The sequence below is a fragment of the Kitasatospora sp. NPDC089509 genome (genome assembly GCF_044749365.1).
Taxonomy (GTDB): Bacteria; Actinomycetota; Actinomycetes; order Streptomycetales; family Streptomycetaceae; genus Kitasatospora.
The window spans coordinates 96,930-114,750 of record NZ_JBIVHS010000024.1 but is presented as its reverse complement, the minus strand read 5'-3'; the positions used below and the strand labels follow the sequence as shown (position 1 = coordinate 114,750).

Annotated in this window: 7 protein-coding genes; all 7 read right to left on the bottom strand. The window is 73.8% G+C overall.

Going from position 1 to position 17,821, the window contains the following annotated elements; translation table 11 throughout:
- Positions 1 to 2,628: a penicillin acylase family protein gene (locus ACIP4P_RS35415; RefSeq protein WP_400925607.1), complete on the bottom strand. Its 2,628-nt coding sequence runs from the start codon at positions 2,626 to 2,628 to the stop codon at positions 1 to 3.
- A complete protein-coding gene (locus tag ACIP4P_RS35410; RefSeq protein ID WP_400925605.1) occupies positions 2,625 to 5,036 on the bottom strand; it encodes a lantibiotic dehydratase in 2,412 nt (803 codons plus the stop codon). The genes ACIP4P_RS35415 and ACIP4P_RS35410 overlap by 4 nt, the downstream gene beginning before the upstream one ends.
- A 53-nt stretch (positions 5,037 to 5,089) precedes the next feature.
- Positions 5,090 to 6,439 (bottom strand): MFS transporter, encoded by a 1,350-nt coding sequence (locus ACIP4P_RS35405; protein ID WP_400925603.1) that lies wholly within the window; start codon positions 6,437 to 6,439, stop codon positions 5,090 to 5,092.
- A gap of 1 nt (position 6,440) precedes the next feature.
- The gene (gene gntD / locus ACIP4P_RS35400) at positions 6,441 to 7,469 is read right to left on the bottom strand and encodes a guanitoxin biosynthesis L-enduracididine beta-hydroxylase GntD (RefSeq protein WP_400925601.1); all 1,029 of its coding nucleotides are present in this window, start codon (positions 7,467 to 7,469) and stop codon (positions 6,441 to 6,443) included.
- A 65-nt stretch (positions 7,470 to 7,534) separates the two neighbouring features.
- On the bottom strand, positions 7,535 to 11,461 hold the full coding sequence (locus tag ACIP4P_RS35395) for an amino acid adenylation domain-containing protein (RefSeq protein ID WP_400925599.1): 3,927 nt from the start codon (positions 11,459 to 11,461) through the stop codon (positions 7,535 to 7,537).
- Positions 11,458 to 16,215, bottom strand: a complete 4,758-nt coding sequence (locus ACIP4P_RS35390; protein WP_400925598.1) for an amino acid adenylation domain-containing protein — start codon at positions 16,213 to 16,215, stop codon at positions 11,458 to 11,460. The genes ACIP4P_RS35395 and ACIP4P_RS35390 overlap by 4 nt, the downstream gene beginning before the upstream one ends.
- Complete coding sequence (locus ACIP4P_RS35385; RefSeq protein WP_400925596.1) at positions 16,212 to 17,756, bottom strand: radical SAM protein; 1,545 nt, start codon at positions 17,754 to 17,756, stop codon at positions 16,212 to 16,214. The genes ACIP4P_RS35390 and ACIP4P_RS35385 overlap by 4 nt, the downstream gene beginning before the upstream one ends.
- Between the last annotated feature and the right edge of the window lie 65 nt (positions 17,757 to 17,821).

Sequence of the window (17,821 nt, the reverse complement as noted above, 5' to 3'; positions counted from 1 at the left end):
TCACCGTTCCTCCTCCAGGGTCCACACCGCGACGGACGGGGCGCCGTCCTCGGCCGTCCGCAGGGGGCGCAGCCGCCCGTTCCACCAGTCCGCGCCGAACGTGCGGTACCAGGGTGACTCCGGGTTCTCGCTCTGCCCGCCGGGGTAGATCGCGCGGGCGTCCGCCTGTCCGTCCCCGGTCCAGGCGACGACCATCCGCCAGCTGGGCCCGAACGAGGAGTTCAGGCCGCCCTCGGCGGCGTTCACGGTGAACCGGTCCCCGTCGGCCGGGGTCGGTCCCTCCCCCAGGGCGGAGACGTCGAGCATCGAGGGGATCTCCCGGGTGTGTACGCGCCCCCACCCCCACGTGGCGGGGTCGTCGCCGAGTTTCGCGGTCAGTTCGGTGACCGCCCGGGTGAAGGCGGTGCGCATGGCGGTGGGGGCGTCGCCCGGCGGTCCGCCGGGCGGGGTGAAGGCCGGGTTGCCGGGATCGTGCAGGGTCCAGGCCTGGAGGTCCTGGTCCAGGCTCGCCCGCGTCGGGGTGATGTCCAGCTTCGGACTGTCCTTGTCGACCGGCACCTTGGCCGCGTCCCACCAGGGCTGGAAGACCACCGACAGGTAGTCGCTCCAGAAAGTCCACCAGATGGTGGCGCCGGCCGCGGAGGTGGTCATCCGGTGGTCCCAGCCGGTCAGTTGGTCCAGCGCCTTCTGCTGCACCCGGTCGAGCGCGACACCCTGCAGGGCGGTGCGCAGGGCGGGCACCGATCGGGCGGCGAGCGGGTCGGTGACGTCGCCCTGCAGCGCGGCGAAGTCGTCGGCGGTCAGCGGCGCGCTGCGCCCCTCCAGCACATGGTAGATCCGCTGGGCGCGGTATCCGGCGTCGTAGGCGGCCATCGTGGTGCCGACGTAGTACGGGTAGTCACCGGTGACGGGGCGCTGGTTCGCCGTGGCCACCACGTGCCCGGCGGGGTTGTGCACCTGGGGCAGCGCGGCCACCGGGATGGTGCCGGCGATGTCGTACTCCCCCGTGCCGGGCAGCGGGAACCACGGCTGCCCGGCCTTGACCTGCGGGAAGTACCCTGCGGCCTGGACCCCGATGTTGCCCTGGTCGTCGGCGTAGGTGAAGTTGAGCGTGGGTGCCCGCCAGCCGGCCAGGGCCGAGCGGAAGCCGTCCTGGCCCGCCGCCTTGTTGATGGCGAGGACCGCCGCGAGCGAGGCGGAGGGGTAGTTGCCCATCCAGGACACCGAGGTGGTCTGCCCGGCCTGGTTCATCACCGGCCCGTGGACCGTCAGGTCGACGGTGAGCGGCACCGGACTGCCGCCGCGGACCGGGATGGTGTAGTGCACCTGTTCCATCCGGCGCCACGCTCCCTGCCAGTAGTACTCGCCGGGGCGCTGCGGGTCGGTCCGTTCGACGTAGAACAGCGTCGACTGGTTCTGCACGTCCGTCATCGTCCAGGAGAGGTGGGCGTTGCGGCCGATCAGGATGCCGGGCAGGGCGACCAGGCTCGCGCCGGTCACGGTGGTCCCGGGCGAGGACAGCGCCATCTGGTACCAGAAGGACGGCAAGGTCAGTTGCAGGTGCGGGTCACCGGCCAGGATCGATCTGGCGCCCGCCACCGCGGGGCCGTTGGCGGCCCAGGCGTTGCTGTGGGAGTACACGTCGATGCCGGTGGCGGGCAGGCGCTGGAACCGCCCGAGGATGTCCGCCGCCGCGGTGACCGACGCGGCGGCGGCCGTCGGAGCGGAGGCCGTCGGAGCGGAGGCCGCCGAGGTGGCGGCCGACGGCGGGGCGGCCGGGGAGCTCGCGTCGGCGGGGGGCGAGGCATCGACGGGGGGCGAGGCTTCGACGGGGACCGCCGCGTTGGCGTTGCCCGCCGCGGGCAGCGGGTCCAGACCGAGCGAGCGGTACGGGCCGGTGTCGTACGGTCGTTGGTCGTTGCCCGGCAGTACCGGGAACCAGTCCATCGTCCGCCGTTCGCCGAGCGAGTCGCGCAGCAGCGCGTACGCCAGCGGGCTGGTGCCGTAGCTCATGTTCTGGGTCAGCAGGGCCTGCACGGAGAGGCTGTCCACCGGTGTCCAGTCGGCGGGGTGGACTCCGGCCAGGGCGAACACGGCGGGCCAGTCGCCGTTCCGGCGGCGCTCCTCCAGTTGGGCGTTGACGCCCCGGCTGTAGGCGGTCAGCGCGCGTCCGGCGGGGCTGTCGGGCGAGGTGGTGGCCCACTCGGCCCGGGCCGTGCGCAGCAGGCCGCTCTGCAGCTGGAAGGTGTCGCTCTCCACCGCTGCCGGGCCGGTCAGTTCGGCGAGCCGCCCCTGGGCCATCCGGCGTTCCAGGTCCAGCTGGGTGACCCGGAACTTCGCGTGCAGGTACCCCTGGGCGGTGAACCCGTCCTCGTCGGAGCCGGCGTGGACGACGGGCACCCCGGCGGCGTCGAAGGAGACCGTCACCGGGCCGTGCAGCCCTGGCAGGTGCAGGGCCTCGGTGCGCACGGGCCGGGCGTCGGCGGCGGCGTTCCAGACCCCCGCGCCCGGGTCCAGGGCGGTGCCGAGGGCGGGCAGCGGCCCGGCGCCGAGGGCCAGGAACGACAGCAGCAGCGCGGCGGCGACGGCTGCGGAGAGGACGTTCAGGGCCTTGCCTACGGGCTTCATCCGGCGCTCCGGTCGGGGGTGGTGGCGGGCTGCCGGTCGGGGGTGGTGGCGGGCTGCCGGTCGACGGCGACCATGCGCAGTTCGCTGGTGTAGCGCCGGCCCCGGGCGTCGGGCAGCCAGCACCCGCCGTTGTCGGGCATAGCCTCGGTGAGCGTGACGGTGGCGCCGGGAGCTTCCTCGACGGTGCGACGGATGCCCTTGGCGAGCAGGTTCACCAGCGGCAGCGAGCCGAAGTCGACCAGCACGGGCTTGAGTTCGACCGGCAGCTTGACGAAGACGCGCTCGGGGACGCCGTACCGGGCGGCCCAGGCCCGGGCGGCGGCGAAGCGCTCGCCCTCGTCCTTGCGGGACGCCCACTCGGCCTCCGCCGGGTCCACCGTCCAGGACTCTCGGCACAGGACCAGCCGGTCCAGGGTGATGCGGGGGCGGTGCGGTGCGGTGCGCAGCGGGCGGAAGGCGTTGGCGACGCTCGCCGTCAGCAGCTCGCCGATCACCTCCAGCAGGTCGAAGCCGCGTTCCTGACCGCGCACCCGCACCACCAGGCGCGCACCGTCGAGGAGCACGTCCAGATCGGCACCGGCCAGCGGGGCGACCGGCGGGTCGACCGCGGCCTCTCCGGCGCACCAGTAGGTGAACTCCGGCGACAGCAGGGCCGACGGGGGTGACAGCCGGGAGGTGACGAAGGCGGAGCCGCGCCGCGGCACGGCGTAGACGCGCCGGCCCCGGGCGTCCGCCGCGGCCGCGGCCAGCAGCCGTTCGGGCTCGTCGTGCTGCTCGACGAACATCCGGCTCTCCAGGGTGTTGACCGCGAGGTGGAGCTCCCCGAGGACGAGCAGGAAGTCACCGCGGTCGACCGCCCCGGCGTCCGCGGCGGCGATCATCAGGTCCGGTGAGTGCTGGACGGCGTTGGCCCAGCGGGCCGAGTCGGGCGGGAAGAGGGCGGCGGCCTCCCGCGCGACCGCTTCGACCGCCACCCGGTGGTGCCGGACGCCGTCCGGCACCCGCAGCAGGTCCCGCCAGCGCTGCTGGAAGTCGGCGACGACCCCGGCGACCAGCGGCGGCAACTCGCGGGGGGTGGCGGTCAGCAGCTCGGGGGTGGCCTCCGCCAGCAGCCGGGGCAGCGGCACCGCGCCGCCCTCGTCCGCCGTCCCGGCGCGGGCCCGGGCGGCGGTGAACAGCCCCCGGAACAGCTCGTGGTAGCGGTCGGCCACCCGGGCGGTCAGCCAGCGCGCGCTGTCGAGCACCAGTCCCAGGGGGGCGGCGGCCGCCTCCAGCACCTGCCTGCCGAGCCGGACCCGCACGTCGCGCACGGTGTCCTGGTAGACCAGAGTGCGTCCGGCGTAGGTCTGGCCGGGCCGGCGTTCGGCGGCGACGCCGGTGTGCCGGACGAACGCCTCCCGCAGCGCGTCGGTCGCCGCCATCAGCTTCTCCGGGTCCCCGGCCGCCCCGTCGACGGCATCCCTTGCTGCGATCAGCTCGTCCAGCGGCGCCAGGGCCGAGGCGCGGGTCACCGGGTCGCCGATCGCCTCCAGCCGCTCCCGCAGCAGCCGTTCGGGCCACGCGTGCACCGGGCCGAGCAGGTTCAGCTCCACCGCTCCCAGCTGCCGCAGCCGCAGCAGCGCCGCGTGGGCGGTGGCCTTGTCGCCCAGGATCTCGGGGCGGCCTGCCAGCGCGAGCACCTCCCGCAGGGTCCGGACGCCGTCGCACAGCCGCAGCAGCCGGGCCTCCGGCACGGGCAGCCGGATCGGCTTACGCAGCGGCAGCCGCAGCACCCGGCCCGCGAGCCCGCAGGAGGGGCCGAGCCGCGGCCGCAGCCAGGGCTGGACGTCGTCGCGGGCGCCGAGGGCCGTGGCCAGCGCGTCGACGGCCCAGACCTCGAAGTACGTCGTGCGCCGGCGCAGCAGCCGCGGTCCGGGGGCGATGGTGAGCCCGGGGACGGTCCGGTCCAGTCGCGCCCAGCCGACCGGGCCGAAGAAGCCGACCGTCTCGTTCTTCTGGGTGTAGCGCTGGAGGTAGCGGGCGATGGTCAGTTCGTGGCTGCGGCCGCGGAAGTTGCGCGGTTCGCCCCGCGCCGCCTTGTCCAGGCAGACCGGGACGAGGCTCGGGTTCTGCCAGGTGACGGCCTCGCGGAAGGCGGGCTGGGCGGCGGTGTGCCGGATCGCCGCGCCCAGCCGCTCGGTGGCCTCCAGGTACACCTGCCGGTAGTGACCGCCGCCCTCGGGCGTCTCGCCCACGCGGTCGGCGGCCGAGGCGAGCTCGCGGTCGCAGAGCCGGTCCAGCTCGTCGGCGGGGAAGCCGGCGCTGCGCAGGGCGACGTCCTGCCAGAGGGCCCAGGCGGTGCCGTCCAGCGGTACCAGGTGACGGTCGGTCGGCGCGCTCCGGTCGCTCGGTGCGCTCTGGTCGGTCATCGCGGCACGTCCGTTCGTTCGTCGTTCGGGGCCCGTGGTGCGGATCCCGGTGTTCAGGCCCGCCCGGACGCCTGCCCGGCCCGCGGGTGCGGCGGGGCCGGGTCGGCGGGCGCCGGCAGGGCGTCGGGCAGTTCGGTGTCGACGCGGCGCAGCCGCGGGTGCAGGTAGCCGGCGCCCGAGGCGGCGACCACGACCAGCCCGCAGAGCAGCAGCAGCGCGGCCATCGGCGCACTGGGCCGGTCGCCGACCAGCGCGGCCGCCAGTCGGGCCACCCCGCCCCCGCCGGACACCAGCGGGGCCATGACGTGGTCGGTGACCGGCCCGGCCAGCAGGTAGGCGAGCGGCAGCGGGATGGTCGCGACCATGTTCTCCAGGGCGATCACCCGCCCCTGGAGCTCCGGGTCGACCTTGGCCTGCCAGAGGCTGCGGTTGCCGGCGTTGATCAGGGCCGAGCAGAACAGGAAGCCGAACGCCGCGGCGGCGACCCACACCACCGAAGCCCGCAGCGCGCCGACGGTCAGCGCCGCACCGAGCAGAGCGGAGAACCCCAGCACGCCGTGCACGCGGCGGCGCGGCCCGCCCCACAGGCTCATCAGCACGCTGCCCACCACCATGCCGGTCCCACCGACCGCGAGTACCGTGCCCAGCCCGTCGGTACCGGCGAAGCCGAGCACCAGGGGGGTGATCAGGACGTCGACGAAGCCGACGGCGAAGTTCAGCACGGCGTAGAAGGCCAGCAGCGCGACCAGGCCGGGCCGGGCGGCGATCCAGCGCCGGCTCTGCGCGCCCGCCGACAGCAGGCCGGCCGGCTCCTCCTCGTCCTGGTCAGCGGCCGGGCGCTGCGGCGGTCGGGGGATGCGGACGGAGAGCACGGAGGCCAGTGCGAACACGAAGCTCGCGCAGTCCGCGAGGATCAGCGTCCGCAGTCCGAGTGCGCCGATCAGCAGCCCGCCGGCCAGCGGGCCGATGATCTGGGCGACGGACTGGGCGAGCATCACCAGTCCGTTGGCGCGGCCCAGGTGCCGCTGTGGGACGAGCAGGCCGACGGTGGCGCCGAAGGCGGGCAGCTGCAGTGCGCCCAGGACCGAGCTGACCGCGGTGGTGACGTACACGTGCCACGGGCGGAGCTGGTCGGTGGCCGCGAGCGCGGCCAGGGCCAGGGTGAGGAGGATCCCGCCGACGGCGGCGGCGATCAGCGGCACCCGCCGGTCGAGCCGGTCGGCCAGGGCCCCGGTGAACGGTGAGACCACGATGGCGGGCAGGAAGACCAGCAGGTAGACTAGGCCAAGTCCGGTGACCGAGCCGGTCTGCTGGTACACCCACACGCCCAGCGCGAAGCTGGTGAGCGCGGAACCGACCAGCGAGACCGACTGGCCGGCCCACAGTCGCAGGAACGTCGTCATCTCAGAAGATCACCCGGTGCGAGCTGGAGAGCCGGGCTTCGCGGGAACGCCGCAGGTCGCGCGAGATGTTGAGCCGCTTGAGCCAGCGGTCCTTGCCGTCGAAGCGCGCGTGGAAGGGGTTGCGGCCGTGCACGGCCCGCAGGTTGTCGATGAAGATGCAGTCGCCGGGGCGCAGCACGACGTCCTGCACGGCGGCGTCGATCGCCTCGACCATGGATTCGAAAGCCTTCCGGGCGGCCGGTTCGAGGTCGTCCACGGCCATGAAGTACGGGTCGAGGCACATGTACGGCGCGTTGCGGTCGCCGGTCAGCAGCGGCACCGGCGGCGGGTTCTCGTTGAGGGCGGTGATGCGCCGGTAGCCGGCGTCGACCAGGGCCGCGCGCGCCGGGTCCTCGTCCTGGTCGTCGCCCCGGTTCTTGGGCAGGTGCGACTCGTCCGGCCGGATCGTGTACTTCGGGGCGAACAGGGTGTCGAGGTCGAGGTCGGCCCAGCGGATCCGGGCGGCGTCGGCGAGGGTGGTGGCCACGGCGTCGGGGTTGCGCAGGCACATCAGCGCGACGTAGTCGCCCTTGAAGGGGTGGAAGGCGTCCTCGGTGTGCCACCAGAGCACCTGTTCGCTGCCGGAGCCGAGCTGCTCCTGTTCGTGGCCCCTGATCGGCATGACGTCGTGCATCAGCAGGCCGTCCTGCTGGGTCGACCAGGCGAACAGGTCGCCGAGCAGGCTGGCGCACAGGAGGAAGAACACCTCCTGGCGCAGCGTGGGCGACAGCCGTGCGTTCGCCGAGCGGCGCCAGTGCGCGGGGGTGTCGCCGATCCGTTCGTCGTCGACCGGGAAGCCGGAGAGGACGCAGGCTCCGGAGGGCTCGTCCAGCCGGAACTCGGCCAGGAACGTCCGGACGGAGCACGGCAGTTCATGGGCGATGAGGGGTGCGATCCGGGCGAGCCCGGGGTCCTCGATGGAGTCGTAGTCGGTCAGCACCCGGTCGATGAGCGGGGTGATCGCCGCGATGTCGCCGGCTGACAGGGTCATGGTGTGCATGGCCGTCCGTGTGCCTCTCTGTGTGTCGCGTGGCTGCGTCGGGTGCAGGCCGGGGGTCACCAGCGGTCCTCGATGACCCGGGCGAGCTCCGCGGCCTGGTGTTTGACGAAGTAGTGGCCGCCGGGCACGACGGCCAGCTCCACCGAGGGGCTGAACCGCTCCCATTCCCGGTGGCGGCGCCGGTGATTGCGGGTCTCGGGGTCGGACCGGCCGGCCACGAAGGTGATCGGGGCGCGCAGCCGGGCCGTGTCGGGTTCGGCCTGGCGCCGGGTGAACCAGCCGCGCGCGGTGCGCCCGTCGTGCCGGAAGGCGGTCATCACGTGGGCGAGTTCCTCGCCGTCGATGAGCTCCTCGAACCCGCCGAGCGACTGCAGGTAGCGCATCACCTGTTCGTCGCTCTCCCGGCGCCGGAACGGCACCAGGCGCACCAGGTCGATGCCGAGCAGCTGCCGGGACGGGAAGGGGAACGATCCGCCCAGGAACACCCGGTCGACCGGGCGTCCGGCCTGCTCCAGCCGGGCGGCCAGCTCGACGGTGAGCGCGACGCCGATGCAGTGCCCGTACAGCGCCAGCGGCCCGCTGACGGTTCGCAGGATCTCGTCGGCGGCCTCTTCGGCGATGGACTCCAGCGACTGGAGCGGTTCGGGGGCGCCGAGGTCGTGCCCGGGCAGTCGCACCGCCCGGACATCGGTGGTGTCCGGCAGTTGCCGGGCCAGCGGGTGGAAGGCGACGGCGTTGCCGCCGCCGTACGGGACGCCGATGAGGGTCCGCCGTGGGTGTTCGCGGCGCGGGGTGAGCCGCAGCAGCCGGTCGCGGCGGGCCGACGCCTGCCCGTCGTGTTCCAGGGCGGCGGCGAGCGTGCGCGCGGTGGGGTGCCGGAACAGCAGCTCCACGCTGGCGCCGGGGAGTTCGCGCACCGCGCGGATCGCGTGGAAGGAGTCGCCGCCCAGGTCGAAGAAGTCGTCGTCGGGGTGGACGCCGGGCAGGTCCAGGACGCGGGCCAGGACCTCGCCGATGCGCTGCTGGAGCTCGGTCGTCTCCACCGGTTCCGCCGGGGGCCGGCGTGTCGGGACGGTCCGCTCGGGCGCGGGCAGGGCAGCCCGGTCGAGCTTGCCGTTGGCGGTCACCGGCAGCGCGTCGAGCAGCACGATCACGGACGGGACGAGGGCGGCGGGCAGCAGCCGGGCGAGGTGGTCGCGCAGCTCGGCGGGGGTCGGGCGGGGCTCGCCCGGCACGGCGTACCCGACCAGTCGCGCCTCGCCCTCGCCGTCGCCGTGGGTGCCGGGGTCGGTGCGCGCGATCACGGCGGCCGCGGTGACCCCGGGGTGCCGGGTGAGGGCGTGCTCCACCTCGCCGGGTTCGATCCGCACCCCTCGGACCTTGACCTGGTGGTCGAGCCGCCCCAGGTACTGCAGGGTGCCGTCGGGAAGCCTCCGGGCCAGGTCGCCGCTGCGGTACAGCCGCTCCGGCGGGCTGCCGGCGCCGTGGTCGGTGCCGAGGCCGGCGACGGTGCGGAAGCGGTCGGCGGTGAGCTCGGGGCGGTTCAGGTACCCCGGGGTCAGCTGCACCCCCGCGATGCACAGTTCGCCCGGCACACCGACCGGCACCGGTCGGCCGTGCCCGTCCAGCAGGTGGATCCGGGTGTTGGCGACCGGGCGCCCGATCGGGACGGAGCCGCCCGGGCCGGGCGTGCCGCAGTCCCACCAGGTGACGTCGACGGCCGCTTCGGTCGGCCCGTACAGGTTGTGCAGGGCGGTCTTGGGCAGCAGGTCCAGGAAGCGCTCGCGCAGCTGCGGCGGCAGTGCCTCGCCGCTGCAGAACACCTGCCGCAGGCCGGGCAGTTCGCCGGCGCCCGGTTCGGCGAGGAAGTGCCGGAGCATGGACGGGACGAAGTGGGCGACGGTCACGCCCTCCTGCGCGACGGCGCGCACCAGGTACCCGGGGTCGCGGTGGCCGCCCGGGCGGGCGAGCACCAGTTGGGCGCCGGCGAGCAGCGGCCAGAAGAACTCCCACACCGACACGTCGAAGTCGTACGGGGTCTTCTGCAGCACCCGGTCCTGCGGGCCCAGCGGGAAGGTGTCCTGCATCCAGAGCAGCCGGTTGCGGATGGCGCGGTGCGGGATCGGCACGCCCTTCGGGGCGCCGGTGGAGCCGGAGGTGTAGATCACGTACGCGGGGTCCGCCCCGGTGGGCCGGTCGGAGGCCGCTGCCCCTTCGGGGGCGGGGGCGGGCCAGTCGCCGGTCATCGGGAGGGCGGGGCAGCCGGCGTCGAGCTGCCGGTCGCTGATCGCCAGCGCGGGCCGGGCGTCCGCGAGGATCCGGCGCAGCCGCTCCGGCGGCGCCTGCGGGTCCAGCGGGAGGTAGGCCGCACCCGACTTGAGGACGGCGAGCAGGCTGACCACCAGCGCGGACGAGCGCTCGCCGCACACCGCGACCAGCGTGCCCGGGCCCGCGCCGGCCGCGCGCAGCACCCGGGCCCGCTCCTCGGCGCGGGCGTCGAGTTCGGCGTAGTGCAGCCGCTCCTCGGCGGAGCGCACGGCGACGGCCCCGGGGGTCCGCCGGGCCTGTTCCTCGACCAGCCCGTGCAGGGTGTCCGCGCCGGGGTAGCTGCGCGCGGTGTCGTTCCACCCGGTCTGCTGCCGGCGGTACTCCGCCTCGGTGATCAGCCGGAGGTCGGCGGTCGAGCCGTCCTCGTGCAGCGTCAACTGCTCAAGCACAGTGCCCAGTTGGGCCGCCATATGGACGATCATCGCGGGTTCGTGGAGCTCCGGGTGGTACTGCAGCCGCAGGGTCAGCTCCGGTTCGAGGGAGGCCAGCACGGTGAGCGGCTCGCTGGTCTTCTCCACCGAGCTGTCGGTGGAGATCCGCAGGGTGCTCACCCCGAGCCGGACGTCGGCCGGCACCGGGTAGCTCTCGAACACCACGATGCTGTCGTACAGCGGCCGCCCGCCCGGGGCCCCGCTCCACCGCCGGATCTGGGACAGCGAGCTGAACTCGTACTCGCGCACGGCGGCCTGGCGCTCCTGCACCTCCCGCAGCCAGGCACCGACCGGCTCCGGGCCGTCCGGGACCGGGATCCGGAGCGGGACGGTGTTGATGAACAGCCCCACCATCGACTCGACCCCGGGCAGTGCGGCCGGGCGGCCGGAGGTGGTCATCCCGAAGACCGCCTCCGCGGCGCCCGCGTGCCGGGCGAGCAGCAGCGCCCAGGCGGCCTGGACGACGCTGTTCAGGGTGACCCGCTGCCGGGCGGCGAGCTGCTGGAGCGCGCCGGTCAGCTCCGGCGACAACCGCAGCCGCTCCACCTCGACCCGCACCGGCGTGCCCGGCGCGGTGCGCTCCGGCACGGCCGACGTCGGCGCCCCGGACATCGTGTCGCGCCAGAACCGCTCGGCGTCGGCCTCGGGCCGGCGCTGGAGCCAGTCGATGTACTGCGCGTAGGCGGGTACCGGGGGCAGCGCGGTGCGCGCGCCGCGCCGCTCCAGTTCGGCGTAGCGGACGAAGATCTCCCGCAGCACCAGCGGCACCGACCAGCCGTCGAGCAGGATCATGTGGTGGGTCCAGACGAACTGGAACTCCTCGTCGGCAAGCCGCACCAGGGTCAGCCGCATCAGCGGCGCGGCGGTCAGGTCGAAGCCCGCGGCCCGGTCGTCCCGCAGGCACCGGTCGAGCCGTTCGCGCTGTTCACCGGGCGGCAGCCCGCGCCAGTCCAGCACCTCCAGGTCGGTGCCGGCCGTGCGGTGCACCACCTGCAACGGCTTCTCCAGCTCGTCCCAGTGGAACGAGGAGCGCAGGGCGGTGTGCCGGGCGATGACGTCCCGCCAGGCCTCGGCGAGCCGCTGCGGCTCCAGCTCGCCGTGCAGCCGGTAGCTGCGCTGTGCCAGGTACATCTCGGGGTCGGTGCCGGCCAGACTGTGGAACAGCAGGCCCTGCTGGAGCGGCGAGAGTTCGTAGATGTCCTCGATGGCCTCGTTGGTGTTCACCGGTCCTCCTCGGGACGGCTGGTGAGCCGGCTCATGAAGGCGTCCAGGGCGGACTGGCTCAGCCGGGACTGCGGGAAGTCGGAGGGGGTGAACCCGCCCTGGGCGGTGCGGCAGTGCTCGATCAGGGCCGTGAGTTCGTCCAGGTAGTCCCGGGCGAGCCGCTCGATCGTGGCGGCGCGGTGCACCCGCTGCCCGTACGTCCAGGAGACCTGGAGCCGGCCGTCGCGGATCTGCGCGGCGACCTCCAGCGGGTGCGGCCGGCGGCCGCGCGGGTCCGCCGCGGCGCCGGTGCCCTCGGCCGCCGGGACAAGGGAAGCGTCGGGCTGGACGAGTTGGTCGAACTGTCCGAAGTAGCTGAACGCGACCTGCGCGGCGGGTCGGCCGGCCAGCGCGCCGCGCTGCCGCAGGGCGGTGTAGCCCAGGCCCCCGTCGGGGACGGACCGCAGCCGCTCCTTGACCCGCTTGATCAGCTCCTCCGGTCCGTCCCCGGCACGGACCTCCAGCGCGACGGGATGCGTCACGGTGAACCAGCCGACGGTGCGGGCGAGGTCGACGCCGGACAGCGTGGACTGACGCCCGTGGCCCTCCAGCTCCACCAGGTGAGCGGAGGCGCCGGTCCACCGGGTCAGGGCCCGGGCGAGCGCCGCCAGCAGGAGCTCGTCGATCCGGGTGCGGTAGGCCGCGGGGGCCTCGCGCAGCAGCGCCTCGGTCCACTCGGCGTCCAGTTCGGTGGCGTGGGTGGCCGCCAGGGCGACGGTGTCCTCGGTCCGGGTCTGCGCGAAGTCGACCGGCAGGGCGTCGGGGGCCGTGTCCAGGAGCTGCCGCCAGTGCCCGGTCTGGCCGGTCAGGGCGGCGGAGCCGGCGTACTCCTCCAGTCGGCGCGCCCAGTCGGGCACGGAGGTGGTCTTCGGCGGGAGCCGGACCGGTGCGCCGGTGCGCAGCGCCTCGCAGATCGTCGCGAAGTCCTCCAGCAGGACCCGCCAGGACACCGCGTCGACCACCAGGTGGTGGGCGGCCACCAGCAGGCGCGGCGGCTCCGCGGCACCGAGCCGGAACAGCGCGGCGCGCACCAGCGGGCCTTCGGCGAGGTCGAGGCCGCTCTGGACGGCGCCCGCCAGCGCCGCCAGCTCCTCCACGCGGCGCTCGGCCGACAGCGAGGAGAGGTCGTGCACCTCCAGCGGTACGCCCTGGCCCGGTTCGGCGATCCACGAGCGCACCGGGCCCCGCGGCCCGCCGTCGGTGGCGAAGCGCTGGCGCAGCCCGTCGTGGTGCTCCAGCAGCCGGTCGAGGGCCTGCCGCAGCAGGTCCTCGCCGTACGGGCGGCGCACCTCGAGCAGCTCGGCCATGTTCCAGTGCTGCGGGGCGGGCAGCCGCCGGTCGAAGAACCAGTGCTGGAGCGGCAGCAGCGGGGTCGGCCCGCTGACCGGGGCCCGGTCGCCGGTGTCCGGGTCGCCGGTGCCCACGGTCGGGGCCAGCTGGTGGATCGTCGGGTGCCGGAAGACGTCCATCGCGCCGATCCGCAGCCCGGCGGCCTGAGCCCGGGCGGCGATCTGGATGCTGAGGATGGAGTCGCCGCCGATCTCGAAGAAGTTGTCGTGCACGCCGACCCGGTCGATGCCGATCACCTCGGCCCAGATCCGGGCGAGGGTCTGCTCGATGCCGTCGGCGGGGGCGGTGAACTCCTCGGCCAGCTGCGGCCTGGCCCCGTCGGGGGCGGGCAGGGCCGCGCGGTCCAGCTTGCCGTGCGCGGTGGTCGGCAGGGCGTCGAGCAGGACGAAGGAGGACGGGACGAGCGGGGCGGGCAGCGCGTCCTCCAGAAAGCGGCGCAGCTCCCCGGTGCCGGGCTCGCGGCCGGCCGCCGGCACCAGGTAGGCGACCAGGCGGCGGTCCCCAGGGGTGTCCTCACGGGCCGCCACCGCAACGTCCCGCACGTCCGGGTGGCGGGCCAGCGCGGCCTCGATCTCGGCGGGCTCGATCCGGTGGCCGCGGACCTTGACCTGGGTGTCCAGGCGGCCGAGGAACTGCAGGTCGCCGGAGTCCAGCCGGCGCACCAGGTCCCCCGTGCGGTAGAGGCGGCCGGTGGCGGGGCCGAACGGGTCGGGCAGGAAACGCTGTTCGGTCAGCTCCGGGCGGTTGAGGTAGCCGCGGGCCACGCTCGCCCCGCCGATGTACAGCTCGCCGGGCACTCCGGGCGGGACCGGGCGCCGCTGCCCATCCAGCACGTGGACCGTCATGTTGGGCCACGGGCGGCCGATCGGCAGGTTCTGCTCCAGCCGCTCGTCCGGGCCGTCGTCGGGGCCGGTTCCCAGCGGCGGCACCCGGTAGGTGGTCGTGGTGACGGTGGTCTCGGTCAGCCCGAACACGTGCACCAGCTCGACGCCGGTGCGCCGCCAGGCCCGCAGCCGGTCGGGCAGGATCCGTTCGCCGCCGACGATCACCAGCCGCAGGCACGGCGGCAGGACGGTCCGTTCCTCGGCCAGGGTGTGCACCCACTCGTGCCAGAGCGAGGTGGGCAGTTCGAAGGCGGTGAGCCGTTGGGTCTCGATCAGCCGGACCAGTTCCCCGCCGCCGAGGACGCGTTCGGGCACCATCACCAGTGTCGCCCCGGCCAGCCAGGTCGGGAACAGCTCCTCGACCAGCACGTCGAACCCCGGTGAGGCGAACTGGAGGACCCGGTCGGCGGCGGTCAGCCCGAAGGCCTCGACCGCCCCCAGCGCGTAGTTGACCAGGGCCCGGTGCTCGGTGAGCGCGCCCTTGGGGCGGCCGGTGGAGCCGGAGGTGTAGATGACGTACGCGAGGTTCTCCGGGCCGGCCTCCGGCCCGGGGCCCGCCGGGTCGGCGGGCCGGGGCCGCTCGGCGTCCAGGACGAGCAACCGCGGGGCTCCGTGCTCGCCCGCCGCCAGGGCGGGCAGGATCTGCTCGGCGAGCCGCTCCCGCAGGGCCGAGGTCGTCACCAGGACGCCCACCGCGGCGTCCTGGAGCATGAACGCCACCCGGTCCGCCGGGTAGTCCGGGTCGAGCGGGACGTACGCCCCGCCCGCCTTGAGCACCGCGAGGACGGCCTCCGGCAGCGCGAAGGAGCGGTCCACCAGGATGCCGACCAGGACGCCCGGGCGGACGCCGAGGGCACGCAGCTCCGCCGCCAGCCGGTCGGCGCGGGCGTTCAGCTCGGCGTAGCTCAGCGCGTCGGCGCCGAGCACCACGGCCTCGGCGTCCGGGGTGGCCGCCGCGCGTTCCTCGAACAGCCGGGGGACGGTGGTGTCGGGCACCGGCGCGGCGGTGTCGTTCCAGGCCTCCAGCCGGTCGCGGTCCTGCTCGGTGAGGATCCGCAGGTCGTCGACCGCGGCCTGCGGCCGCCGGGTGACCTGCTCCAGCACGCTGCGCCAGCCGGCGGCCAGCCGAGCGATGGTCGGTCCGGCGAACAGGTCGGTGTTGTACTCCCAGGTGGCGAGCAGCCCGCCGTCGGCGGGGGTGATGGTCACCACCAGGTCGAAGTGCACGACGTCCTGGGGCACCGGACGGACGGCGAGGCGCAGTCCGGCGTACTCCAGCGGGCGTCGGGTGGTGTTGTCGTAGTTGAGCACGGCCCGGACGATCGGCAGCTGCGCCGGGTCCCGTTCGCCCGCGAGTTCCTGGACCAGCTTCTCGAACGGCAGCTCCTGGTGCTCGAAGCCGTCGAGGACGGCCTCCTTCACCCGCGCCAGCAGCCGGTCGAACGGCAGGTCCCCGGAGACGTCCGCGCGCAGCGCGACGGTGTTCACGAAGCAGGCGATCAGCGCCTCGGTCTCGGGCGGGGTCCGGTTCGCGATGGTCGAGCCGAGGACCAGCTCCTGCTGCCCGGTCCAGCGGTGCAGCAGCGCCGCGAAGGCGGCGAGCATGGTCATGAAGACGGTCGCGCCCTCCCGGTCGGCGAGCGCCTTGATCCGTGCGGTGAGCTCCTCGGGGAGCGCGATCTCGTGGGTCGCGCCGTCCGCCCCCGGACCGTCGGGCGGGGTGTAGTCGGTCGGCAGGACGAGCGGGGGCGGTGGATCGCCGAGGTGCCCGCGCCAGTGGTCGAGGTGCTCCGCGAGCCGCTCGCCCTGGAGGTGCTCGCGCTGCCAGAGGGCGAAGTCCGCGTACTGGACGGCTAGTTCGGGAAGCGGTGAGGGCTTTCCGGCGCTGCACGCCGCGTACAGCACGCCGACCTCGCGGACCAGCACGCCGATCGCCCAGGCGTCCATCGCGATGTGGTGGATGGTGAGCAGCATCAGGTGCCGCTGCTCACCGAGGCGCACCAGGGCGACCCGAAGCATCTGGTCGCGCCCGAGGTCGAAGCCGCGCCGGCTCTCCTCGCGGGCCAGCTCGGCGACGATCCGCTCCTGCTCTTCCGGTGGGAGGCCGCCGAGGTCGCGCACCGGCATCGGCACCGGCGTCGGCGGCAGGACGCGCTGACGCGCGGTGCCCTCGTGGGCCTCGATCACGGTGCGCAGCGCCTCGTGCCGGGCCAGCAGTTCGGTGAAGGTCTCCCGCAGGGCCGCGAGGTCGAGCGCGCCGTCCACCTCGATCACGCAGGGCGGGTTGTACGGGCTGCGCAACTGGCTGAGGATCCAGGCCCGTTGCTGGGTCCAGGAGAGCGGGACGGGCTCGGTCGGGTCCGCCCGGCGGGCGATCCGGTCCGGTACGCGGCTGGGTGCGCCGCGCAGCTTGAGCTGTTCCTCCAGCCTGGCGCGCTTGTCGGCGGGGAGGGCGGCGATCCGCGCCTGGAGGTCGCTCACAGCGCCCTCACCAGGCCCTCGCCGGCCCGGCGGACGAAGGCGGTGAGGTGCTCGACCTCCATGCCCTGGCCCATCAGGTAGGGGATCGACCAGAAGTCGAACATGTACCCGGGCATGATCAGGGAGCTGTCGATGGTGCGGTACATGTGCTCGACCGCGGCGCAGGCCTGCTCGGCGTCCATGGTGTCGTGCCGCCAGTGGTAGCCGGTGCCCCGGAGGCCGTACTTGTCGGCCTGCTGGGCGATGGGCACGGCCGGGTAGTGGTAGTACATCTCGGCCCGGTAGAAGGTCGGGGCGGTGTCCGCGATGAAGTCCATGGTGCGGGCGACCGAGTCCGCGGTCTCGCCGGGGAACCCGACGATCAGGGAGGCGAAGGTGAGGATCCCGCGTTCGGTGAGCGCACCGATTCCGCGTCGGTACTTCTCCGAACTCGCCGATTTGTTCATGTTCTTGAGGATCCGGTCGTCGCCGGACTCCAGCCCCAGGAAGACGCCCTTGCAGCCGCTCTCGGCCATCAGGTCGAAGGCTTCCGCGTCGGAGTTCGCACACCGGAAGAACGAGAACCAGTTGAAGTCGAAGCCGTTCTTGATCATCATGCGGAGCAGTTTCTTGAACCGCGGGAACGGCACGTTGAAGGTGTCGTCGATGAACACCACGTTCTTCACGCCGACTTCGGCGAAGTGCCGCAACTGCGCTTCCACGTGCTCCAGTGAATTGAGGCTCAACGGCCCCCCTAGCTGGGGATACTGGCAGAAGGCGCAGGCATAGGCACAACTGCGCGCGGTGCGCAGCTGGACGGTGGGGGCATAGAAACCCGGGTCGAACAGTGACCAGTCGACGACACTGTCCTCGATGGGGTTGTCCTCGACCACCCGGCCGGTGCGGGTGAAGTCGTGCCCGTTCGTGGTGTAGGCCAGGTTCGGCACCAGGGCGAGGCCGGCCCGGCCGGTGCGCAGGGCGCGCAGCGCCTGGGCGAGGGTGGACTCTCCCTGGGAGTCGCAGACGTAGATGTCGGCGCCGATCTCGCGGTAGACGAAGTCCTGGGCCTCCGGGTCGTAGCCGTTGTGGATGTTGAGGATGTGCGGTCCGCCGATGATCACCGGGATGTCGGGGTCGTGCCGGCGGACGAAGTCGACGATCTCGGTCAGCGCGGTGTTGTCGACGTAGAAGGTGCTGGTGATCGCCACGGCCCGGGGGCGGCAGGCAAGCAGCTCGACGAGCCGGTCGCGCTCCCATGTGAAGAAGTTGACCTCCTCGGTCACCAGTCCGGCCCTGGTCAGGGCGGTCTTGAGGTGGCCGATCGCCAGGCTCGGCAGCTTGCACACGTGCAGGTCGCCGGGTTCTCCCCGGCTGTCCGGGAGCATTCGGTTGAGCAAGTCGTAGTAGGTCATCCGCCGCCCGTCGAGGACGGTGGAGTTGGCCTTCAGGACGCGGTAGGCGATCGATTCCTCGCCCATCGCGCGCAGGCTTGCCTCGTAGTCGTCGAAGTCGAGTTCGTGCGGGCCGATCAGGATGCAGTCCAGGTCGCCGGCAGCGTTCATGACGGCAGCCCCCTTTGGCGTGTCCGGGCAAGCGCGGAGGTGGGACAGGGCATGGAGACGGGGCA